This window comes from Nitratireductor luteus (genome assembly GCF_026162365.1).
GTDB classification, from domain to species: domain Bacteria; phylum Pseudomonadota; class Alphaproteobacteria; order Rhizobiales; family Rhizobiaceae; genus Chelativorans; species Chelativorans luteus.
In genome coordinates, this window is sequence record NZ_JAOANW010000009.1 from 92,212 (window position 1) to 114,897 (window position 22,686).

Annotated in this window: 17 protein-coding genes; 9 read left to right on the forward strand and 8 right to left on the reverse strand. The window is 61.7% G+C overall.

The genetic code is table 11. The features are described from left to right. The first annotated feature begins 166 nt into the window (after positions 1–166). The 8 genes from N1058_RS14470 to N1058_RS14505 all read left to right on the forward strand — a co-directional run bounded on the left by N1058_RS14470 (position 167) and on the right by N1058_RS14505 (position 9,709). A complete protein-coding gene (locus tag N1058_RS14470) occupies positions 167–1,189 on the forward strand; it encodes a Bug family tripartite tricarboxylate transporter substrate binding protein (protein ID WP_265518295.1) in 1,023 nt (340 codons plus the stop codon). A gap of 119 nt (positions 1,190–1,308) precedes the next feature. After that, positions 1,309–1,815: a tripartite tricarboxylate transporter TctB family protein gene (locus N1058_RS14475; protein ID WP_265518296.1), complete on the forward strand. Its 507-nt coding sequence runs from the start codon at positions 1,309–1,311 to the stop codon at positions 1,813–1,815. A gap of 80 nt (positions 1,816–1,895) precedes the next feature. Then, entirely contained in the window at positions 1,896–3,425 is a 1,530-nt protein-coding gene (locus tag N1058_RS14480; RefSeq protein ID WP_265518297.1) for a tripartite tricarboxylate transporter permease, read from the forward strand. 338 nt (positions 3,426–3,763) lie between these two features. After that, the gene (locus N1058_RS14485) at positions 3,764–3,919 is read left to right on the forward strand and encodes a hypothetical protein (protein ID WP_265518299.1); all 156 of its coding nucleotides are present in this window, start codon (positions 3,764–3,766) and stop codon (positions 3,917–3,919) included. A gap of 404 nt (positions 3,920–4,323) precedes the next feature. Next, positions 4,324–6,063 carry an oxalyl-CoA decarboxylase gene (gene oxc / locus N1058_RS14490; protein WP_265518301.1) on the forward strand — a complete coding sequence of 580 codons (1,740 nt, stop codon included), beginning with the start codon at positions 4,324–4,326 and terminating at the stop codon, positions 6,061–6,063. Between the two features lie 10 nt (positions 6,064–6,073). After that, positions 6,074–7,348: a formyl-CoA transferase gene (frc, locus tag N1058_RS14495; RefSeq protein ID WP_265518303.1), complete on the forward strand. Its 1,275-nt coding sequence runs from the start codon at positions 6,074–6,076 to the stop codon at positions 7,346–7,348. A 301-nt stretch (positions 7,349–7,649) separates the two neighbouring features. After that, positions 7,650–8,831: an ADP-forming succinate--CoA ligase subunit beta gene (gene sucC, locus N1058_RS14500; RefSeq protein WP_265518304.1), complete on the forward strand. Its 1,182-nt coding sequence runs from the start codon at positions 7,650–7,652 to the stop codon at positions 8,829–8,831. Continuing rightward, positions 8,828–9,709 carry a succinate--CoA ligase subunit alpha gene (locus N1058_RS14505; protein ID WP_265518305.1) on the forward strand — a complete coding sequence of 294 codons (882 nt, stop codon included), beginning with the start codon at positions 8,828–8,830 and terminating at the stop codon, positions 9,707–9,709. The genes sucC and N1058_RS14505 overlap by 4 nt, the downstream gene beginning before the upstream one ends. 113 nt (positions 9,710–9,822) lie before the next feature. Here the strand turns inward: N1058_RS14505 and N1058_RS14510 are convergent, their stop codons facing one another. From N1058_RS14510 to N1058_RS14545, 8 genes are all read right to left on the reverse strand, one after another. After that, positions 9,823–10,596, reverse strand: coding sequence for a fumarylacetoacetate hydrolase family protein (locus tag N1058_RS14510; protein WP_265518507.1), 774 nt, complete (start codon positions 10,594–10,596; stop codon positions 9,823–9,825). A 38-nt stretch (positions 10,597–10,634) separates the two neighbouring features. Continuing rightward, the gene (locus tag N1058_RS14515; RefSeq protein WP_265518306.1) at positions 10,635–11,654 is read right to left on the reverse strand and encodes a 2-dehydropantoate 2-reductase; all 1,020 of its coding nucleotides are present in this window, start codon (positions 11,652–11,654) and stop codon (positions 10,635–10,637) included. Positions 11,655–11,951: 297 nt separating this feature from the next. Then, positions 11,952–13,097: a putative sulfate/molybdate transporter gene (locus N1058_RS14520; protein WP_265518307.1), complete on the reverse strand. Its 1,146-nt coding sequence runs from the start codon at positions 13,095–13,097 to the stop codon at positions 11,952–11,954. Between the two features lie 37 nt (positions 13,098–13,134). Beyond that, a complete protein-coding gene (gene fdhF, locus N1058_RS14525; RefSeq protein WP_265518308.1) occupies positions 13,135–15,924 on the reverse strand; it encodes a formate dehydrogenase subunit alpha in 2,790 nt (929 codons plus the stop codon). Between the two features lies 1 nt (position 15,925). Then, positions 15,926–17,593, reverse strand: a complete 1,668-nt coding sequence (locus N1058_RS14530; protein WP_420847999.1) for an NAD(P)H-dependent oxidoreductase subunit E — start codon at positions 17,591–17,593, stop codon at positions 15,926–15,928. 365 nt (positions 17,594–17,958) lie between these two features. Next, a complete protein-coding gene (locus tag N1058_RS14535; RefSeq protein WP_265518508.1) occupies positions 17,959–19,128 on the reverse strand; it encodes an Mrp/NBP35 family ATP-binding protein in 1,170 nt (389 codons plus the stop codon). Between the two features lie 193 nt (positions 19,129–19,321). After that, the gene (locus N1058_RS14540; RefSeq protein ID WP_265518310.1) at positions 19,322–19,978 is read right to left on the reverse strand and encodes a DUF3306 domain-containing protein; all 657 of its coding nucleotides are present in this window, start codon (positions 19,976–19,978) and stop codon (positions 19,322–19,324) included. Continuing rightward, positions 19,971–20,516 (reverse strand): DUF3305 domain-containing protein, encoded by a 546-nt coding sequence (locus tag N1058_RS14545; RefSeq protein ID WP_265518311.1) that lies wholly within the window; start codon positions 20,514–20,516, stop codon positions 19,971–19,973. Before N1058_RS14545 ends, N1058_RS14540 begins: the two co-directional genes overlap by 8 nt. An 84-nt stretch (positions 20,517–20,600) precedes the next feature. On the opposite strand from N1058_RS14545, the gene N1058_RS14550 reads away from it, so the two are divergent. Beyond that, the gene (locus tag N1058_RS14550) at positions 20,601–22,640 is read left to right on the forward strand and encodes a 4Fe-4S dicluster domain-containing protein (RefSeq protein WP_265518312.1); all 2,040 of its coding nucleotides are present in this window, start codon (positions 20,601–20,603) and stop codon (positions 22,638–22,640) included. The last annotated feature ends 46 nt before the right edge of the window (positions 22,641–22,686 follow it).

Below are 22,686 nucleotides of genomic sequence, written 5' to 3' on the forward strand. Positions count from 1 at the left end.
AGCCGGAGCGCTTCGGCAGGCAGAACAGCAATTTGATGCAATGCACAACGCATTAGGGCTTGACTCTACAAGGCTCCTGCGATGACATGATAGTTGGCATACAAAATGCCATGGTAAGCTGAGCAATCGGGAAATTTGCAATAGCCTTACGAGTATCATCCTGAATTTGCTTGGTAAAACGGGAGGAAATCGAATGGCGAATTTAAAGTTACAGGGCCTCGGAATGGCTTTGGCCGTGGGAGCGGCCCTTGCCATCACACCACAGTCCGCGGCCGCGGACTGGCAGCCGAGAAAGCCGGTGGAATTCATTATCATGGCGGGAACGGGGGGCGGCGCCGATCAGATCGCTCGCCTGATGCAGGGATTGATCCAGAAGAACGATCTGTCTCCCATGCCGTTCATCCCGATCAACAAGGCGGGCGGATCGGGCGCCGAGGCGTTGCGCTATATTCAGGACAAAGCCGGCGACGACCATACCTTGCTGGTCACCTTGAACAGCTTCTACACGACGCCGCTGGTGCAGGAGGGACTTGGAGTCGATATCACCAAGTTCACGCCGATCGCCCGCATGGCGATCGATACATTCCTGCTGTGGGTGCCGTCCGACTCGGAGATCTCCGATTTCCAGAGTTGGGGCGCCGAGGTGGCAAAGACCAACAAGGATTTCAAGGTTGGCGGTACGGGCACCGGCCAGGAGGACTCCATCCTATTCGCTATGCTCGAGGCCGAGTTCGGTGCGGACGTGACATACATCCCCTTCCCCGGCGGCGGCGATGTCGCCAAGAGCCTCGTCGGCAAGCACATCGTATCAACGGTAAACAATCCGGCCGAGCAGATGGAATTCTGGCGCGCAAAACAGAGCAAGCCGCTGGTGCAGTTCACCGATGAGCGGATGGAGTCCTTCGCCGATGTTCCCACCGCGAAGGAACTCGGGCATGATCTGGTCTATTACATGCAGCGCTCGATCAACGGCCCGCCTGGAATGTCTCCTGAGGCCCAGGAATGGTACGTCAACTTGTTCCAAGAACTCTTCAACTCACAGGAATGGCAGGATTTCTGCAAATCCGACGGGTTAACCTGCGATGAGTTCGTGGGAGGAGCGGAATTGGCGACATTCCACAACAACCAGTTGGAGCGCCACAAGGCGCTTATCGAGAAGGTCGGCGCCGCCGCGATTTCCAGCGAGTGAGGCCAAGACTTGCTTCGGCCGAGGGGATTTCCAGAAGGAGATCCCCTCCGTCGATGCAGGCGAGCGATCTCTCGGCTGATACGCATCGATATCAGCCGCCTTTGGGAGGAGTATTGAGAATGACTGTTCGCACGGCCGAATTTACCGCAGCACTGCTGCTCATTCTGGCTTCACTTGGGCTCATGTGGAAGAGCGCGGATGGCCTGTCGATCGGCTGGATCCGCGGCTCCGGTCCCGGCTCCGGCTTCTGGCCCTTCTGGTTGTCGGTCGTCATGCTCCTCTCGAGCACGGCCATACTCATACGCTGCTTTCTGCATGCGACACCGGAATCGCGCGACACCTCTTCTTTCGTGGATCGGCAAACCGTGTGGATCGTCGGTCTGACGGTCCTGGCCCTGTTTTTCCTTCTGCTCGCCTCCTCCTTCGTGGGAATGTACCTGTCCCTTATGGCGTTTTTACTATTCTACCTGAGATTTCTCGGGGGCCACTCATGGACCTTGTCGATCATATTGATGATCTTCATCCCGTCCTTTGTATTCTTTTTCTTTGAATATCTCATGACAATTCCACTGCCAAAGGGGATTACGGAACCTTTATTCTTCCCAATATACAGGTTGATATACTGACCTAAGGCTTCCCAAGAAACCCACCGCATGTTTTCGCGCAACGCAGCGCGCACAAAACGGAACACAGGAAGGTATTGGCAATGGAATCGGTACTCATCCCGCTAATGGGCGGCCTGGCCGACGCTCTTCAGCCATTGAATTTGACCATGCTCGTCATCGGCTGCCTCATCGGCCTGTTCGTCGGTGCGATGCCAGGACTCGGCTCGGTGAATGGGGTGGCGATCCTGCTGCCGGTAACCTTTCTGGTGCCGCCGGACGCTGCGATCATCTTCCTTGCCGCCGTCTATTACGGCGCCATGTATGGCGGAGCGGTTTCGTCGATTACGCTGGGCATTCCCGGCGCGTCGACGGCGGTCGCCACCGTCTTCGACGGGCGACCTATGGCGCAAGCCGGAAAGGCTGATCAGGCGCTGTTGACGGCGGCGATCGCCTCTTTCATCGGCGGAACGATTTCCGTCGTGTTGTTCACCTTGTTCGCGCCACCGCTCGCTGCCTTCGCCCTGAAGTTCGGACCAGCGGAAGAATTCGCGCTGATGATGCTGGCCTTTGCCACTTTCGTCGGCCTCGGCGGAGGCGATATCGCCAAGACCATCTGCTCGATCGTCATCGGCCTCGTCCTAGCTACGATCGGCCTGGATATTATTTCCGGTAAGCCGCGCCTGATCTTCTTCGACATTTCCGGCTTCTTCCACGGGGTAAACTTCCTCGTCCTGGCCATCGGCATTTATGGCATCGGCGAGATGCTGTGGACGCTGGAGCAAACCAAGGGCGACGTGCAGGCGCACCGCGTGTCCGCCGGATTGCAGTCGATCAAAGAGCATCTCAAGCGCATCAAGAGTTATATCGTCCCCGCCAGCCTCAGTGGCCTGCTCGGCTATTTCGTCGGAATCCTGCCGGCGGCGGGCGCCACGCCCGCCTCGCTGATGGCCTACGGCATGACGAAGGCGCTATCGAACGATCCCGACAGCTTTGGCAAGGGCAACATGAAGGGCGTCGCCGCCCCCGAAGCGGCGAACAATGCCGCTTCGACCGGATCGATGCTGCCGATGATCACGCTCGGCATTCCCGGCTCGCCGACGACGGCAATCCTTCTGGGCGGCATGATCATTTGGGGCCTGCGGCCAGGGCCGCTGTTGTTCACTGAGCATCCGGATTTCGTCTGGGGCCTTGTGGGGTCGCTCTATTTCGCCAATATCGTCAGCGTGCTCCTGAATATCGCCCTCATTCCGCTTTTCGTGCGCGTGCTGACGCTCAAGTTCACCATTCTAGCGCCGATCATCTTCGTGCTTTGCATCGTCGGGGGCTACGCACCAACCCAGACCATGCACGATTTGTGGCTGATGCTGCTGTTCGGCGTTGTCGGCTATCTGCTGCGCAAGCTCGACTACCCGGTAGCGCCAGCGGTGTTGGCCATCGTCCTCGGCCCTCTCGCCGAGCGTTCGTTGCGCCAGTCCCTTCTGTCCTCGCAGGGCGACCCCCTGATCTTCGTCGAGCGACCACTTTCGGCGATCTTCATGCTCGTCGCGGTGGTTCTCTTCGTCTACCCGCTGGCCCTGCGCTGGTGGCGCGCACGGCGCGCCGGCGACAACGTCGTGGCGGCCGGCGAATAGAAAACTGCCGCCCGCGCGCTGGTCGAACACCAACGGCCGCTGCTTCATTGAAAGCAGCGGCCGTATTCGCATTTGGACAAAACGATTGGCGGCCCCTTAAGGCGTTTTGCTGAAAAACACGGCATTCCAGGCGTCAAACGTAAAACTTTGCGCCGCGACACCACGCCGCAACTCAACCAACTCATTGTTTTACCGAATTAAATGTCCTCCTTGTCGAGCTATGCTGCAGGCGCGAAGGTGCTATGCAACATCTGGTATACAAAATTTCACAAAACCGCACTACATCGGCCCTATCACAAACGGGCTGCGAACGGCTCGCAATTCCTCAGGAGAGACATATGAACACGCATAGCAACATCGAAAATCTTTCCAGCCGGGATCAGCGGTGGGTCAATCTTGGCCTGGCCTTCGGCGCCCTGCTCAAGCAGATCTTCAATGATAGGGACACGAGGGGCGGCGCGAATGTGCGTCCGGATGCCTGCCAGCAGGTCTGATCCCCAATCCTAAAGCGAACACCGAGGGCCGCGGGCGATCCGCGGCCCTTTTCTTTTGGCGAATCATGCGTAGCCAACCGGATCCTCACCGGGAACCGCTGCCTCGTTCGACGTGCGTGGAAAGCGCCAGAGAAGGCGCATTCGGCACCGCCACGTGACACATTCATCTATCTCTTCTCTCCAGAAGCAATGAGTCCGAACCACCCGCTGCTGGTGAACGCCGAAGCGGTCGAAAGCACGTTTTAGCAAGCGGGGATGCGGTTTGACTTTTGGTATTAGTTATGCCAGAAATCGATGGACAACCGCGCTGGCTTGTCCGCTGCATTCTGGAACGTCGCGCATGAGAATTGCCGGGCGATGAGGGACGCTTATACGGCACGGTTGAAGAGGAGGAAGAACGTCAAATGACCATCGCCACAAAGGTTGAGTCGTCGATGCCCGAACAAGAACGGGAACTAACGGACGGCTTTCATCTTATTATCGACGCGCTCAAGCTCAACGGGCTTAACACGATCTACGGCGTGCCGGGGATTCCAATCACGGATTTCGGCCGTATGGCGCAGGCCGAGGGCATGCGCGTCATCTCCTTTAGGCACGAACAGCACGCCGGCTATGCGGCTGGAATTGCCGGCTTTTTGACGAAAAAGCCCGGCATCTGCCTGACTGTGTCTGCGCCGGGCTTCCTGAACGGCCTGACCGCGCTCGCCAATGCCACGACCAATTGCTTCCCGATGATCCTGATCTCAGGTTCATCGGAACGCGAGATCGTCGATCTGCAGCAGGGCGACTACGAGGAGATGGACCAACTCGCCATCGCCAAACCACTGTGCAAGGCGGCCTTCCGCGTGCTGCATGCAGAAGACATCGGCATCGGTATGGCGCGCGCCATCCGCGCCGCAGTTTCGGGCCGACCGGGCGGCGTGTATCTCGACCTGCCCGCCAAGCTCTTCCCGCAGGTGATGGAGGCGGAAGCCGGTCGTAAATCGCTCGTGAACGTCATCGACGCGGCGCCCGCGCAGATTCCCGCGCCCGCGGCAATCGAGCGCGCGCTCGACGTGCTCAAGAGCGCCAAGCGCCCTCTCATCATTCTCGGCAAAGGCGCGGCCTATGCCCAGGCCGATGAGGAAATCCGCGCTTTTGTCGAAAGAAGCGGCGTGCCGTTCCTGCAGATGAGCATGGCCAAAGGCCTGCTGCCAGACGTGCATCCGCAATCGGCGGGCGCAGCGCGGTCGACTGTTCTGAAGAATTCCGACGTGGTGATGCTGATCGGCGCGCGCCTCAATTGGCTCCTGTCGCACGGCAAGGGCAAAGCTTGGGGCGAGCCCGGCTCGAAACGGTTCATCCAGATCGACATCGAGCCGAAGGAGATGGATTCCAATGTCGAGATCGCGGCACCCGTGGTCGGCGACATCGGCTCCTGCGTCTCGGCCCTGCTTGAGCGCCTTGGCGACAATTGGCCCGCGCCACCCAGGGATTGGATCGACGCGGTCAGCGCCAAGAAGGAAGACAATATCGCGAAAATGGCGTTGCGCCTGAAGAAGAATTCAGCGCCGATGGACTTCCACGGCGCCCTCGGCGCCTTGCGCACGGTCGTCAAGGAGCGGCCGGACGCCATCCTCGTCAATGAAGGCGCCAACACGCTCGACCTGGCGCGCGGTATCATCGACATGTACCAGCCGCGCAAGCGGCTCGACGTGGGTACCTGGGGCGTCATGGGCGTCGGCATGGGTTCGGCAATCGCCGCGGCGGTCGAGACCGGCAAGCCCGTGCTGGCTATCGAGGGCGACTCCGCCTTTGGCTTCTGCGGCATGGAGGTGGAGACGATCTGCCGCTACAACCTGCCGGTCTGCATCGTCATCTTCAACAACAACGGTATCTATCGCGGCACCGACACCAATCCGACCGGCGGCGCGGATGCCGCCACAACCGTCTTCGTCAAGGACGCACGCTACGACAAGATGATGGAGGCGTTCGGCGGAGCAGGCGCTAACGTGACCACGCCCGATGAGCTCTATCACGCCGTCAGCGAGGCGATGGATTCGGGCAGGCCTACTCTCATCAATGCGGTCATTGACCCCGCAGCCGGCACCGAAAGCGGCCGCATCGGCAATCTCAACCCACAAAGCGTCGTCGGAAAGAAGTAAGGAGCCCACCATGAAAGCGCTCGAAGGCGTCCGCATCCTCGATTTCACCCATGTCCAGTCGGGCCCGACCTGCACGCAGTTGCTTGCTTGGTTCGGCGCTGACGTCATCAAGGTAGAACGGCCCGGTGTCGGCGACATCACGCGCGGTCAATTGCGCGACGTTCCCGATGCCGACAGCCTCTATTTCACCATGCTCAACCACAACAAGCGCTCGATCACGCTCAACACCAAGACCGCCGACGGCAAAAAGGTGCTGGAAGCATTGATCAAGCAGTGCGACGTGATGGTGGAGAATTTCGCGCCGGGCGCGCTCGACCGCATGGGCTTTACCTGGGAGCGCATCCAGGAGCTCAACCCGGCGATGATCGTTGCCTCCATCAAGGGGTTCGGGCCGGGTCCGTACCAGGACTGCAAGGTCTATGAGAACGTCGCCCAGTGCACCGGGGGGGCGGCTTCCACCACCGGCTTCCGCGACGGGCTGCCGCTGGTAACCGGCGCGCAGATCGGCGATTCGGGCACCGGCCTGCATCTGTGCCTCGGCATCGTCACGGCGCTTTACCAGCGCACCAAGACCGGGCGCGGCCAGAAAGTATCGGCCGCCATGCAGGATGGAGTGCTCAATCTCTGCCGCGTCAAGCTGCGCGATCAGCAGCGCCTCGCACATGGCCCGCTGAAGGAATACAGCCAGTATGGCGAGGGCATCGAGTTCGGCGATAGCGTGCCGCGCGCCGGCAATGATTCCGGCGGCGGGCAGCCCGGGCGCATCCTAAAATGCAAGGGCTGGGAGACTGATCCCAACGCCTATATCTACTTCATCACCCAGGCGCCGGTCTGGGAGGCAATCTGCGATGTCATCGGTAAACCGGGTTGGAAAAGCGATCCCGATTATGCCACACCCAATGCGCGGCTGCCCCGGCTCAATGAGATCTTCGCGCGGATCGAGGCATGGACCCAGACGCTCGACAAGTTCGAGGTGATGGACATTCTCAACGCCAAGGATATTCCCTGCGGCCCGATCCTCTCGATGAAGGAACTGGCCGAGGATGCTTCCCTGCGTGCCACCGGCACGGTGGTCGAAGTAGAGCATCCCGTGCGTGGCACGTATCTGTCGGTCGGCAATCCCATCAAGCTCTCTGACAGCCCTACCGAGGTGCAACGTTCGCCCCTACTCGGCGAACATACGGATGAAATCCTGCGCGAGGTGCTGCAGTTCGACGACCAGACGATCGCCGATCTGCAGAAAAGCGGCGCGCTTGGAGAAATCGTCAAAATGGCTGCAGAATAAACCGCCAGCCATCCCTCCCGGGAGTGGATTGCGGCGGCGCGCAGGTGCCGCCGTCATCCGTCCTGCTGAATCATATCGTTCAGCGTAACCACGGGACCCGATGTTCAGTGGCCGGTGAAAAAGCGGCGCTCCGTTCCTGAGACATCTCCAGGTGCCGTTCCGCTTCGAGATGGAACCTGCCAGTCCCGCCCTGTCTTCCCACTTCCGATTGACAGTCACACCAGCTATTGGCATTATATATACCAACAGCCAAACCGGCGCCGCAAATGGCAACCCGGCCGTTCGCGGGAGGAGGCAGCGCATGAATCTGCAGGAATTCCAATCCAAGATGTTGCTGGTGCGCTACGGGACCGACGTGCCCAAGGGGCATCCCGCGCTGACAGCCGATGATGCACAAGCGGCCGCGCGCTCCCTTGGCGTCGAACGCTACGCGGTAAAGGCGCAAGTTCCCGCCGGCGGGCGTGGGCGTTCGAAAGGCGTGGTGCTGGTCTCCTCCCCCGAAGAGGCAGGCGCGGCGGCGCGCGGATTGCTGGGCGAAACGCTTGTCACCGAGCAAACAGGCCCGGCCGGCTATCTCGTCCGGCAAGTTCTGGTCGAAGAGGCGATCGAGGCAAACAGGAGCCTTTACCTGGCCGTTCTCGTGGACACTGCCAGGGCCGAGATCGTCATTCTCGCCGGCCCCGAGGGAAGCGAGGATATCGAGGACAAGCTGCAGTCGGGAGAGACGCGAATCGAGCGGCTGGCGCTCGCCCCCGGCGGCGCCCTGAACGAAACCGATGTCAAGGCGTTGGCCCAGCGGCTTGGCCTCGACGCCAAGCTGCATTCGTCCTTTGCCCGGCTTCTCGGGCAGTTGCGCACCGCCTTCATGGAAAATGATGCAACCCTGATCGAGCTCAATCCACTCGCCATCACCGCTGCCGGCACCTTCGTTGCGCTCGATGCCAAGATCGTCATCGATGACAACGCGCTGTTTCGCCACCCCGATCTCATGGCACTACGCGATGACTGGGAGGATGACGGCGTGGAGATCGCCGCCCAGAGCCACCAGCTCAACTATGTGCGCATGGACGGCGATATCGGCGTCGTGGTCAATGGAGCGGGACTCGGCCTTGCGACGCTGGATATGATCCGCGCCGCCAATGGCCGGCCGGCCAACTTCATGGACATCCGCACCACCGCTACCAGCATCGACGTAGCGCATGGCTTCACACTGCTGCTCGATAACCCCGCCGTGCGCTCGATTCTGGTCAATGTCCATGGCGGCGGCATGCAGCCGTGCGACATCATTGCCGACGGGCTCGGCATCGCCATGCGCCGCACGGGAAAAGCGCGGCCGACGGTTGTCCGGCTGGCGGGCAACAACGCCGAATATGCCCGCTTCCGCTTCCAGAACTTCGGCTGCAAGGTGATCGACTGCCCCGATATGAAGGAGGCCGTCACCCGCGCCGTCGACGAAGCCAGTGCAAGGGGAGAAAGCCGATGAGCATTCTGGTCAATGCCGACACGCGGGTGATCTGCCAGGGCATGACAGGCCGCGCCGGCACCCACTATTCGGCCGCCATGATCGAATACGGCACACGCGTGGTCGGCGGCGTCAGGCCCGGTCGCGGCAGCAGCCGGCATCTGGGCCTGCCGGTCTTCGACACGGTCGCCTCGGCAAAAGCCGACACCGGCGCAAATGCCAGCATGGTTTTCGTTCCACCCGAAAATGCCGCCGCCGCGATGATCGAGGCGATCGAGGCCGAAATGCCGTTGGTGGTCGCGTTGACGGAGCGTGTGCCGCTACAGGACATGATCCGCGTGCGCGACGCGCTCAAGCACGGCACGACCACGCTGATCGGCCCCAACTCGCAAGGCATCCTTGCGCCGGGTGTGTGCAAGATCGGCGTGATGGCGACCGGTGGCGAAAGAAGCGGCCATATCGGCATCCTGTCGCGCTCCGCCTCGCTGACCAGTGAAGTGACCGCGCAGGTGAGCGCCGCCGGCCTTGGCCAATCGACGACGGTCGGCATCGGCGGCGACGCCATTCACGGGCTGAGCATGCGCGCCTGCTTCGAACTCTTCCTCGCCGATCCCGAAACCCACGGCGTCGTCATCGTCGGTGAAATCGGCAGCATCGAAGAGGAGGAATTGGCGGATTTCATCGCCACCAGCAGGCCGGACATGCCGGTGGTCGCGCTGATCGTCGGCCGCCACGCGCCCGAGCGCCGGCGCATGGGGCACAGCGGCGCATTCATCGAAGGCGCCAGGAACGACGCCGCAGGCAAGATCCGGGCTCTCGAGAATGCCGGCGTCATCATCGCCGAAAGCCCGCATCTGGTGGGCGAGACGATGCAGCGGGCTCTTCTGATCGAGGCTTGAGCCCCCTGCCCTCGCGGCAATTCCAGGAAAAGCGGATATCCCCTTTTCCTGGAACTGCGCAAGATCAACAGCTTGGATCGGTTCGCCGTTCCCCCTGGAATGGGGGCAGTGATCTATTGAATGAACCGGTTGGTCAGGGTACCGATTCCTTCGATCGTGACGCTGACGGTGTTGACCGGCTCCTTCATGGAGCCCACCCCCAGCGAGGTGCCGCAGCAGATCAGGTCGCCGGGCAACAGCGTCATGTCCTGTGAAAGCAGACTGACCAGCCGGGCCGGCGGGAAGATCATATCGTCCAGCGGATAATCTTGCCGCTCTGCACCGTTGAGCTCCGTTCGGACACGAAGACCGTCCGTATCAAGGCCGGTCGCAATTACCGGGCCGAAGGGGCAGAAGCCGTCGAAGCTCTTGGCGCGCGCCCATTGGGCAAAGGTCTTGTCCCGGCTGATGATATCGCCCGCCGTGACGTCGTTGACGCAGGTATAGCCGAAGATGGCGCTTGCCGCCTCCTTCTCCGCAACATCGCTTATCTGGCGGCCGATGACGATGCCCAACTCGCCCTCATAAACCACTCTTCCAGAATAGGAGGCAGGGCGGCTGATATCGGCGCCGGGCGCGGCAATGCTTGAAACCGCCTTCAGCAGGTAGAGCGGTTCGGCAGGTTCGGCGACTTCGAGCTTCGCAGCCAGTTGGTGAAAATTGTTCCACAGCGCGATGATCTTGGAAGGGCGGCAGGGCGGCAGAAGCCTTGCGGCATTCAACGGGTAGCGCATATCCGTCGGCTGAGGATCGTCGAAGAGATCGCCTTCATGCACAACGATCTGGTCGCCGTCGATAAGGCCGAATTGCTCCCGCCCGTCCGTCTCGAAACGCACCCATTGCATCATCATCTCTCCTCCAGGCTCTATTGTAAAAAGGCTGCCGCTCAGGAAGCCGTGCGCCGCTGTTCCGGCTCCACCTCGGGAAAGGTGGGATAGAGCCCTTTGACACGCCCCATCTGCTGGGCGAGCGCCAGCACACTGTCGATGAACGGCGTTTCGAAGCCGCCAAGGCGGCCCATCTCCTGAACGGACGTGAGGAGAGCGTCGAGTTCGATGGGGCGTCCATTGGTGACGTCCTGGAGCATCGACGTGCGATGGGCGCCGACGCCGGCGGCTCCATTGATGCGGCGCTCCACATCGACGCGGAAAGAGGCGCCGAAATGCTCGGCGATCTGCTGCGCCTCGATCATCATGTTGCGGGCAAGTGCCCGCGTGCCAGGTTCGGTGGCAACCACATCGAGCGTCGCGCCGGTGAGCGCCGAAATCGGATTGAAGCAGAGATTGCCCCACAATTTTATCCAGATGTCATTGCGGATGTCGTCGTAAAAGCGGGGCTTCAGATCGCCCGCCTCCAGCGCGGACGCCAGTTTCGCAACGCGCTCGCTCTGGCTGCGATCTGGTTCGCCAAGGCCGAACTGATTGCCGTAGACGTGCTTGATGACACCCGGCTCGATGATCTCTGCTGCGGGATAGACGGTGGCGCCGATGACCCGCTGCGGGCCGATGAGATGCCATTGCCGCTCGCCCGGATCCACGCTTTGCAGGCGAAAGCCTGAGAACGCGGAGCCCAGTCCGTGGAAGTACCACCATGGCAGGCCGTTCTGCGCCGTCACCACCGCTGTGTTCTCATGCATCAGCGGCGCCATGTCGGACGCCGAGTCCCATGCCTGATGCGCCTTCAGCGCGACGATCACATAATCCTGCGGGCCGATGTCGCGCGGGTCCTTGCTCGCGGGCATGTGCTCGACGATCTCCTCGCCGTCGATGAGAAGTTTGAGACCATCCTCCTGAATGGCTTTGAGATGTGGACCGCGAGCGATCAGTGAAACATCGGCACCGCCGCGCTTCATCATCACCGCCATGTAGCCGCCAATTGCGCCTGCGCCAAAAATGCAGATTTTCATTGTTCCTCCTCAGTCGATCATCAGGGCGCCGGGCATGAAACCGCGCGATCATCGCCAATCGGCCTTTGCCAACATCCATCAGCCCTAAGACCTGGACGGATACTTCAGCCCTATGGGCATCGCGTCTGGTTCTGGTATACATAATCCCAGAGAGAGCGCCGAGAGTCAAGGTAACGCTTCTGGGCGGCGGGCTGATTATGACTGAATAGAATTTCCGGACTGGCAAGGGAGTCGTAGTCGACCCCTACCAGCAGCCAACTACCCTCTTGCGTTGTCTTGCAGTCACAGAGCCCGCTGTCAGTTCCCCACGCGGCGCAGCAGAGCGCGAACAGCAGCGCAGCGCAGAATCTCCGCACATGAGCCGACGAGCAGGCCCCAGAAGGGGTCGACCCACACGGTGACACCCGCCGTCACCGCTATCACCGGCCAGCATGAAGGCTTGCAATTGAACAGGCGTTTTGTGAGCGCGAGTTCGCCGGAGGCCATCAGCAGCAGCGCGCCCAGCCCCGCCGCCGGTATCGCGGCTAGCGTGGACAGCCCGAGCCCACCCGGCAGAAGAGCGAAAACCAGCAGGGCCAGACCCAGGACGAGGGGCGCTGCGCCGCTGCGGGCGCCAAACCTGTAGTGTGCCGCCAGCCCACCGGCTCCGTGACACATGGGCAGAGCCCCAAATGGCGTCAGCAACAGGTTGGCAAGACCGCTTGTCACCGACAACCGCGCCGGTGTTACATGGGCGGCGCGATCACCGAAATAATCGCCGGCAATCAGCGCGGTGAGCAGAACGGCATTGGTAAGGGTCAGCGAAAGCTGCGGCAGCACAAATTGCGAGACGGCGCGCTCCAGCTCCGCCGGAGACGGCAGCGGCAGGGCAGAGAACGTGGTAGACGCAGTGTCCAGCTTCATCCCCGGGACATCGAACAGCTGCGCCAACACGATCGCCAGTACGAGTGCGATCAAGGCAGCCGGATAGCGCGGCACCAACAACAGCCCCAGAAGCAGTCCGAGGATCAGCACGGCAATGACTGGTGCCGTGGCCATCAATTCGATGCTAACCAGGGCGAGCGCCATACCGAGCCCCATTTGCAGTCCGGCCAGCACTGATTGCGGCACGACGCGGGCAAGCCGCGTAATCCATCCGGTCAGACCCAAAACCAGAAGTACCAGGCCGATCATGACACCGCTGGCCACCAGCCCGGCCGGCTCTATGCCGGCGGTAAGCAACACTGCCGCAACGGCCTTCATTGGCTGCACGGGTATGGGAAGGCGGTAGTGGACAGCAGTTGCGATATAAAAGATGGCGAACCCTAAAAGGACAGGCGTCGGCGCCAGCCCGACCACGGCGATGGAGCCGAGCATCAGGGGCAGCAACGTGCCAAGGTCACCCAGCGCGCCGCTCAGCTCGCGCAGGCTGAACACGAACCTTTCACCCGCAGCTCTTGGCATCGCTCGCAATCATCCGGTCGCCCCCCAATCCGAACCGTCAGCGGGATCGCGGAATCTCGTTGGCGGCCTCTATCTGTGCCGCACAATATTTGAATTCCGGAATCTTGCCGTAAGGATCGAGCATCGGGTTGGTCAGCTTGTTGGCCGGGCTTTCGTTGAAGCAGAATGGCATGAAGATCATACCGTCAGCCACTTCCCGGTCGGCTCGCAGGATAGCCTCTACAGTGCCGCGCCGCGTTTCAACCTTGACCATTTCACCCTGCGACAGCCCTCGCCTGGCGATTTCGCGCGGGTTCATCGCCGCGATACCGACGGGTTCGATCGCATCAAGCACACCGGCCCGCCGCGTCATGGCGCCGGTATGCCAATGCTCGAGAAGCCTGCCCGTGGTGAGCACCAGCGGATATTCCTCGTCGGGTACTTCATCGGGCGGCAGCAGGTCGGCCGGCGTAATGCGCCCACGACCATCGGAGGTCGGAAAACCGTCGGTGAAGATGATTTCGTTGCCGGGCTTGTCTTCGGCGTCAGCCGGGTAGATGACGGATTCTTCGCGCTCGACACGCTCCCAGGAAATGTTCCGAAGCGAAGGCATCACGCTCGCCATTTCGGTGTAGACCTCGGAAACGGACTTGTAGTTCCAGTCCAGTCCCATCCGCCTGCCGATCTCGACGATCAGTTTCCAGTCCTGCCGGGCTTCGCCGGGCGGGTCGAGCGCGGGGCGGCCGATCTGTACCTGACGGTTGGTGTTGGTGTAGGTGCCTAGCTTTTCCGCATGGGCCGAGGCCGGGAGCACGACATCGGCGTACCAGGCGGTCTCGGTCAGGAAGATATCCTGCACCACCAGATGTTCGAGTTTGGCCAATGCTTCGCGTGCATGGGTCTGGTCGGGATCCGACATGGCCGGATTCTCGCCCTGTATGTACATGCCCTTGATCTCGCCCTCGTGGATGGCGTCGATGATCTCCACCACGGTCAGACCGCGCTTGGGGTCCAGCGCCTGGCCCCAGAAATTCTCATACTGGCCACGGATATCTACGTTCTCGACCGACTTGTAGTCCGGGAAATACATGGGGATCAGCCCGGCATCCGACGCACCCTGAACATTGTTCTGGCCCCGCAACGGATGCAGGCCCGTGCCCGGGCGGCCGACATGGCCGGTGATCAGCGCCAACGCGATCAGGCAGCGCGAATTGTCGGTGCCGTGGGTATGCTGCGAAATGCCCATGCCCCAGAAAATGATCGAGCGCTCGGATGTGGCATAGGTCCGCGCGACATCGCGCAGCACGTCGGCCTCGATGCCACAGACCTCGGCCATCGCTTCGGGCGAGAAGTCCTTCACCTTCTCTTTCAGCGCCTCGAAGCCGGAAACATTGGCCTGTATATACTGCTCGTCATAGAGCTTCTCCTCGATGATCACGTGGATCAGCGCGTTCAGCAGGGCGACGTCGGTGCCCGGCTTGAACACGAGAGAATGGCTGGCATGGCGCATCAGATCCTGCCGGCGCGGATCAATGACGACCAGTTTGGCGCCGAGCTTGGCGGCCTGCTTGAAGTAGGTGGCGGCGACAGGATGGTTGGTCGTCGGGCGCGCGCCGATGACGATGATGCACTCGGCCTTCATGGCGTCGTTGAAAGGCGCCGAAACGGCGCCCGAGCCGACGCCCTCCATCAGGGCGGCGACCGAAGAGGCATGGCAGAGCCTGGTGCAGTGATCGACGTTGTTGGTGCCGAAACCCTGCCGTACCAGCTTTTGGAAAAGATAGGCTTCCTCGTTGGAGCCCTTGGCCGAACCGAAGCCGGCAAGCGACTTGCCGCCATGGGTATCGAGCAGGGACTTCAGCCCGCCCGCCGCACGCGAAAGCGCTTCTTCCCAGGTCGCCTCACGGAATATGGTGAGCGGATCCACGCCGCGCATGTCGATGTCGCCCGACTTCGGTGCGTCGTCGCGGCGGATGAGCGGCTTGGTCAGGCGCTCGGGCGACATGACATAGTCGAAGCCGAACCGGCCCTTCACACAGAGGCGATTCTCATTGGCAAAGCCGTCGCGGCCATCGACCTGGACGATCTTGCCGTCCTTGACGGCAACGCTGGTCTGGCAACCGACCCCACAGAAGGGACAGACACTGTCCACGACCTTGTCAAAGGTCTGGACGGCGCGGGTCCTGCCCGCCTTATCCATCAGCGACTTTTCATAAAGCGCGCCGGTCGGGCACGCTTGAACGCATTCGCCGCAGGTCACGCAGGTGGAATGCCCCATCGGGTCATGCATATCGAAGACGGGAAAGGCATGGTTGCCGCGATTGGCCATGCCGATCACGTCGTTCACCTGCACCTCTCGGCAGGCGCGCACGCAGGCGCCGCAGGAGATGCAGGCATCCAGATTGACCGCGATCGCCGGATTGGAAAGGTCGAGCTCCGGCTGGACATCGGATGAGAACTTCGAGCCGAGACGCTCGCTGCCCCCAATGCCCATGGAAGATGCCCATTCCCAGAAGACGGACTGGTTGTCGGGCCCCTCTTGGGCGGGGCGCATGTTGCTGGCCAGGAGCTCAAACACCATCTCACGCGACTTTACGGCGCGCTCGGTGTCGGTCCGCACGACCATCCCCTCGCCCGGCTTGCGGATACAGGAGGCGGCAAGCACGCGCTCGCCCTCGATATCGACCATGCAGGCACGGCAATTGCCGTCCGGCCGGTAGCCGGGCGCGTCGACATGGCAGAGATGCGGGATGCGCTTGCCCTCGCGCTTCGCCACTTCCCATATGGTCTCGCCTTCCGAGGCGGTTACCGTTTTCTCGTCGAGCGTAAAGGTTATCTTGCTGGACATGTCAAAGATCTTCCCGGAAATGGGTCAGAAGGTGGTTGACCGGATTGGGCGCGGCCTGGCCCAATCCGCATATCGAAGCGTCCCGCATCACCATTTCGAGGTCGCGGACGGTGGCTTCGTCGAATTTGTCCTGCGTCTTGAGCAGCGTGACCATTTTCTCGGTACCCTCGCGGCACGGCGTGCATTGGCCGCAGCTTTCGTGCTTGAAGAAATTCAGAAGGTTGAGCGTCACATCCTTGACGCTGTCGACCTGTGAAAAGATCACGATCGCATGCGAGCCGACAAAGGCGCCTTGTCTGGCGAGCTCGCCGCCGAAATCCAGCGGAATGTCGCCCATCGATGCAGGCAGGATACCGCCGGAGGCCCCGCCGGGCAAATATGCCTTGAACTCGTGGCCTTCCGCCATGCCGCCGCAATAATCGTCGATCAGCTCGCGCACCGTGACGCCGGCCGGCGCCAGCTTTACCCCCGGCTCGCGCACCCTGCCGGAAACCGACCAGGATCGCACGCCGGGGTGGTCCGGCCTGCCCTTTTTGGCGAACCATTCCGGCCCCTGCTCGACGATATCGCGGACCCACCACAATGTTTCGACATTGTGGTTGAGCGTCGGGCGGCCGAAAAGGCCGGCCTCGGCGATATAGGGCGGACGATGGCGCGGCAGGCCGCGCTTGCCTTCGATGCTCTCCAGCATCGCGCTTTCCTCGCCGCAGATATAAGCGCCCGCGCCGCGTCTCAGTTCGATGAAGCCGGGCTCCACGAGGCCGGCGGCCTCGAGAGCGGCGATCTCGGTGCGCAGGATCTGCAGGACCGCCGGATATTCATCGCGCATGTAGAAATAGATGCGCTCGGCCTCGACCGCGTGGGCGGCAATCAGGGCGCCTTCGAATGTACGGTGCGGGTCCCGTTCTAGATAGATGCGGTCCTTGAACGTTCCCGGTTCCCCCTCGTCGCCATTGATCGACATCAGGCGAGGCCCGGGATAGGAGCGCACGATGCCCCACTTCCGGCCGGCCGGAAAACCAGCGCCGCCAAGGCCGCGAAGGCCGGCGCTCTGCATGGTCTCGATCAGCGTGTCGACACTGATCTCGCCCGACCGCACCCTTTCCAGAAGTCGGTAGCCGCCGGACGCGCGATAGGAGTCAAGCCCGGTGTACGCAGGAACGAGCGTTTCCGTTTCGCCGTCGCTGGCCATGCGCAGCAGGCTTTCGGCGCTGGCATGATCGACCTCACGGTTGCCGATCCGCGCAGCCGGTGCAGTGTCGCAGCGGCCCATGCAGGGCGCACGCAGGACACGGATTGCATTGGGATCGGCTTTCGCGGCAAGCTTGCTGATCAGCGTTTCGGAGCCGGCCAGCATGCAACTCACCGAATCGCAGACACGGATTGTCAGCGGCGGCGGCGGCGTCTCGCCCTCCTTCACGATATCGAAGTGATCGTAGAAGGTAGCAACCTCATAGACCTCGGTCTGCGACAGGCGCATTTCTTCGGCCAGTGCGCGAAGATGGGCGGCGGAAAGGTATCCGTAGCGGTCCTGCACCAGGTGCAGAAACTCGATCAGGAGATCGCGACGACGCGGCCGCTCCCCCAGAAGGTTGCGGATATCGTCGAGCGCCGCATCATCAAGTGCACGTCCTTTAGGTCCACGATCGCGAGGACGCCGATCCTTCATCATCAAAACCCTTCATCTTTCGATCTCGGTAAGCACCGCGCACGACGATCGGTGTCAACACCATTTAGGCTGGATTCGCTCGCTTCGTTATCGGAGCGAACACGCTGCGGTCTGTACAGTGTGATCCATCTCCTCCCTTGATGGCAGTTTATACGATGATGGCAGCTCAGTTGCACCGATCGCAGATGCAGCAACGCCATCGCAAGTCGCAGATGCAGCAACATCGCTGCATGTCTCTGGCATTTTGTATTCCAGAGGCGCATACTGTCAAGCCCAATACCAACAGCCATGGATTTTGACAGAAACAAAAGGCGGTTGGGGGCGCTGGGGAGCGATGGCTTCAAGGCACCGCTGTTGCGAGCCTGCTATTCGAAAATGATCTCCGGCACGCCTGCCATCTGCCGCTCCTCTGCGATCCGCAGCCACACGCGGTTCGCGATTTCCTTGTAGACCGTGGCATGCACACTGTCGGGACTTGTCACGACCACAGGTGTGCCGCTGTCGGACGTCTCGCGAATCTGCATGTCGAGCGGCACTTCTCCGAGAAACGGCACGCCGATGCGTTCGGCTTCCGTGCGCGCACCGCCATGGCCGAAAATGTCGTGGCGGCCACCACAATCCGGACAGACGAAATAACTCATGTTCTCGACCACCCCGAGGATCGGCACATCGACCTTGCGGAACATGGCAAGCCCCTTGCGGGCGTCTATGAGGGCAAGGTCCTGCGGCGTGGAGACAATGACCGCGCCGGCAAGCGGGACGTTCTGCGCCATGGTGAGTTGTGCATCGCCCGTGCCGGGCGGCATGTCGACCACCAGCACGTCCAATTCACCCCATTCAACCTCGCGCAGCATCTGGGTGAGTGCCGAGATCACCATGGGGCCGCGCCAGATCATCGGCGTTTCCTCATCGACAAGGAAGCCCATGGACATGACCTTCAGCCCGTACCCCTCCATCGGCTTGAGGATGCGGCCGGTCACGCTCTGCGGACGCCCGGAAATGTGCAGGAGGCGTGGCATCGAAGGGCCGTAGATATCGGCGTCGAGCACTCCGACCCTGAGCCCGATGGCCTGCAGACCGAGCGCCAGATTGACGGCCGTGGTCGACTTGCCGACCCCGCCCTTGCCGGAAGCCACTGCGATGATGGCGTCGATGCCCGGCACGCCCGATCTAGCGGCCGGCGAAGGGGCCGCGTGTGGCGCGGCGCGTGCCGCCATTGGCGGCGGAACCATGGCGGCTTGGCTCCGGCTGGGCGCCGGTCTTACCGGGCGGGACGGCTCGCCTGCCTTCTTCGCGGCCGTCAGAACGACTGTTGCCTTTTCGACGCCCTCGGCGCGCAGCGCCGCCTTCTCCGCCGCCGCGCGCAACGGCTCCAGTTCCTCCGCGCGTTCGCCGGGCACCGTTAGCGAAAAGAACACGGCAGGCCCAGCAATCACGACCTCGGAGACGAGGCCGAGATCGACGATATTGCCGCTGAGGTCAGGGCCTTTGACCTTGCGAAGCTGTTCGAGAACATCCTGCCTGCTGATTTCCACTGACGCGCTCACTCCCCGTAACCCAGAACTTCAAGACTTAGAGCATTTTACAGCCGGATGAAATCACCTGACGCCAGCATAGATGCAGAAAAACAAAGAGATAAAGCGTCCTTGTGCAGCAGCCGGGTGAACGCACGGCGTTATCGTGCGATCTGCCGATCCGAGCCAGCGCAGGAATGCCCCGATGCGGGGTTCAGCCTTCGAGACGGCGGCGGATCGATACGCGCTGCCGCGGCCGCTCATCTTCTTCGCCGTCACCGGCATCCTCGCCATCGGGCGGCGCTGTCTGACTGCCAACGCTTTCGGCTGGATCGGCCTCCGGCTGCGCCACACTGGAAGTCACTTCCTGTTGCTCGACGACCGATACCGCCGGTCTGCTTTCCTCATTTCCGTCCGCTTCGTCAGGTTTGTCCTCGGACGCCTCGCGGATACCACCCGTATCTCGTTGCCTTTGCTGTTCGGACTTACTCAGAAACCCACGGCCGACCTGCCAAAGTGAGCTGTAGGTGTTGTGCGCCGGGTCGTTGAAATCCGTGTCATAATCATTGAGCCCGTCGAGATTTGCCAGCAGCGGATTGGACTGCCATAGCCTGCGCAGCGCCTTCGTGCGCAGCGCCGTCGGAACACCGCGCTTGAGAAACAGCGAAAAGTCATCGCCTTTTTCCAGGGAATCGATATCGATTGCTTCGGCGGCCAGGCGATTGGCTTCCATTTCCTCGTTAATCGCTTCCGCAGAAGGCTCCTCACCGGCTTCGTCGGGGCTGGAGACCTCGTCCGCATCCTGCCGCGAGACTTCCCGCTTGCGCCGCGACCAGCGAGACAGGAAGCCTTCATCCCCTGGCTCAGCCATCGAGTTTGCCTCCAGGGGGCCTGGCACGGTTTAGAAAGATCGGCTCCTTGCCGAATTGCTGAAGCTCGGCATGGCCCTGATCGCGCCGGCGCTTGATAAATTTCTCCTCCTTGTGAAAATGCCCGGTGAAATCCATGATCGCCCTGGCGATTTCGGGAGGCATGGCAACGCGTTCGACTATATCTTCGCCGACATCCTCGAAATCCTGCGCAAGATAGGGCGAGGCGGTTACGGTGTGGACAAACCAGGGCAAAGGATGCGTGCCGCCCGGATCGCGCCGCAAGACGACAAACAGCGCCGGGGTCTGGCTGTTGAAGTTGTGAATATAGGCCTCGGTTTCGGCGGCGTGACAGGTGAGGTCGGCCGTCCCCATGAAATAGCGTGTCATGCGCTCGTCGCTGACAAGCACATCGCCGGCCGAAAAGCCCGTTGGGCTCGGCGTGACGCCCACGGGAAGCCAGTAGTCTTTCGCCCATCGCGAAACCGACTGCCGGCATTCCGCCAGCACACCGACCAAAATCGTCAGTTCCCGAGCCATTACGTCATCACCTTTCCTCCGCCACTGTTGCCAGAGGCATATGAAAGAATAAGGTGCTAATGTTGGAGGAACAAGGGTGAGGCGATGAACTCGGAATACCGGCGGCGGCTGGTGTGCAACTGCGAAAAATCCATGTGGCTGGACGACAAGGCAATTGCCGCTGCCTTGGGTGATGACGATCTTCGCATCCACAGCCAGCTTTGCCGCAGCGAAATTGCAAGCTTTGAGGCCGCGCTCGGCGAGGGGCGCCGCCTGTGCGTGGCCTGCACGCAGGAAAGCCCCCTCTTCTCCGAGATCGCCGAAGAGGCCGGTCATGAAGCGCCGGTCTTCGTCAACATCCGCGAAATGGCCGGCTGGACGGCGGACAAGACCGACCCCTCGCCCAAAATGGCAGCCCTGATAGCCGCCGCCGAACTGCCGGCGAAGCCCGCCCGGCTGCGCACGATCGAAAGCGACGGTCTGTGCCTCGTCATGGGTCGGGGGCAAGCCGCCCTGGAGGCTGCGGAGCTCCTTAACCGGACCTTGTCGGTAACGCTGCTTTTGACCAGCTTCGAAGACGTGCTCCTGCCGACCGTGCTCGATTTTCCCATCTTCTGCGGGCGCGTTCGCTCGGCGCGCGGTTCGCTGGGGGCTTTCGACATCGTGGTGGACGGCTATGCGCCCATGCTACCGTCCTCGCGCAGCGCGCCTCAATTTGCACTGACCCGCGATGGCGCAAGTTCCAAATGCAGCGTCTTGTTCGACATGACCGGAGGACCTGCGCTGTTTGCACGGCCCGAAGGGCGCGACGGCTATTTTCACGCCGATCCGGCGGATCCGGCCGCCGTCATGCGCGCGGTGTTCGAAGCAAGCGCCTATGAGGGCGCGTTCGAAAAGCCGATCTATGTCAGCTACGATCCCTCGATCTGCGTGCATGAACGTTCGAAGAAGACGGGCTGCACCAAGTGCATCGACAATTGCCCGGCCGGCGCGATCACGCCGGACGGCGACAATGTCTCGGTCGACACCGCATTGTGCGGCGGCTGCGGCAATTGCGCGGCGCATTGCCCGACAGGTGCGGTCTCCTATGAATACCCGGCACGCCAACAATTGATCGAGCGCGTGCAAGTGCTGGCCCGGACCTATCTGGCGGCCGGCGGCAAGGAGCCGGTCCTGCTCATCCATGACGGCGAGCACGGCTCGGCGCTCATCAGTGCGATGGCGCGGTTTGGCCGTGGGCTGCCGGTCAACGTCATTCCGCTCCAGCTTCATTCGGTGAGCGGCCTTGGGCATGATCTGTTGGCGGCCGGCCTGGCCGCAGGTTTCCGCTCGGTCGTCGTGCTTGCCGATCCGCGCAAAAGCGACGAGCTCGGCGCCTTGAACGAAGAGCGCCATCTGCTTGAGGCCCTGCTGAGCGGGTTTGGGCTGGCGGGCGGCCGGTGTTCCGTGCTGCTGGAAACCGATCCCGACATCGTCGAGAATGTGCTCTACGACCTCGACCCTCCGCCCGAAGTCGCTCATACGGCTTTCGCTCCCGTCGGCGGCAAACGAGAAGTGGCTCGCGCAGCGCTCGCCCTTATTGCAGGCGCGGGCAGCGCCGGCGAAGAGATCATCCGGCTGCCGCTCTCCGCGCCTTATGGGGCGGTCGAGGTGGACAAGGAGGCATGTACGCTCTGCATGGCCTGCGTCTCCGCCTGTCCGGCCGATGCGCTGCGCGACAATCTGGAAAAGCCGCAATTGCGGTTCGTCGAATCGGCCTGCGTGCAATGCGGCATCTGCGCCGCGACCTGCCCGGAAGATGCGATCACCTTGTTGCCGCGCTACAATCTTGCGCCGAACGTGATGCAACCGGTAACGCTGAACGAGGACGAGCCAGCCGAATGCACCCGCTGCGGCAAGCCTTTTGCCTCACGCGGCGTGCTCGAGCGGGTGAAGGACAAGCTCGGCGGCAAGCATTGGATGTTCCAAAGCGACGACCGCATTTCGCTGCTTGAAATGTGCGACAGCTGCCGGCTCGAGACGCTCTCAGCCGGAGGCAGCGATCCCTTCGCGATTTCGCAGCGTCCGCGTACACGCACCACTGACGACTATAAGGAAGCCGGGAAGAGAGGACTTTCAGTCGAGGATTTCCTGAGCGAGGAATGATCGTTCTTCTGGTTGGAGCGCGATCCTTTCCGAAAACCGGCATCCA

Coding starts and splice junctions, on each gene's coding strand:
- N1058_RS14545 (WP_265518311.1), bottom strand. CDS start 20,516: ATGGCTCGGGAACTGACGATTTTGGTCGGTGTGCTGGCGGAATGCCGG.
- N1058_RS14475 (WP_265518296.1), top strand. CDS start 1,309: ATGACTGTTCGCACGGCCGAATTTACCGCAGCACTGCTGCTCATTCTG.
- N1058_RS14520 (WP_265518307.1), bottom strand. CDS start 13,097: ATGCCAAGAGCTGCGGGTGAAAGGTTCGTGTTCAGCCTGCGCGAGCTG.
- sucC (WP_265518304.1), top strand. CDS start 7,650: ATGAATCTGCAGGAATTCCAATCCAAGATGTTGCTGGTGCGCTACGGG.
- N1058_RS14505 (WP_265518305.1), top strand. CDS start 8,828: ATGAGCATTCTGGTCAATGCCGACACGCGGGTGATCTGCCAGGGCATG.
- N1058_RS14510 (WP_265518507.1), bottom strand. CDS start 10,596: ATGATGCAATGGGTGCGTTTCGAGACGGACGGGCGGGAGCAATTCGGC.
- N1058_RS14540 (WP_265518310.1), bottom strand. CDS start 19,978: ATGGCTGAGCCAGGGGATGAAGGCTTCCTGTCTCGCTGGTCGCGGCGC.
- N1058_RS14550 (WP_265518312.1), top strand. CDS start 20,601: ATGAACTCGGAATACCGGCGGCGGCTGGTGTGCAACTGCGAAAAATCC.
- N1058_RS14530 (WP_420847999.1), bottom strand. CDS start 17,593: ATGAAGGATCGGCGTCCTCGCGATCGTGGACCTAAAGGACGTGCACTT.
- N1058_RS14515 (WP_265518306.1), bottom strand. CDS start 11,654: ATGAAAATCTGCATTTTTGGCGCAGGCGCAATTGGCGGCTACATGGCG.
- frc (WP_265518303.1), top strand. CDS start 6,074: ATGAAAGCGCTCGAAGGCGTCCGCATCCTCGATTTCACCCATGTCCAG.
- fdhF (WP_265518308.1), bottom strand. CDS start 15,924: ATGTCCAGCAAGATAACCTTTACGCTCGACGAGAAAACGGTAACCGCC.
- N1058_RS14485 (WP_265518299.1), top strand. CDS start 3,764: ATGAACACGCATAGCAACATCGAAAATCTTTCCAGCCGGGATCAGCGG.
- oxc (WP_265518301.1), top strand. CDS start 4,324: ATGACCATCGCCACAAAGGTTGAGTCGTCGATGCCCGAACAAGAACGG.
- N1058_RS14480 (WP_265518297.1), top strand. CDS start 1,896: ATGGAATCGGTACTCATCCCGCTAATGGGCGGCCTGGCCGACGCTCTT.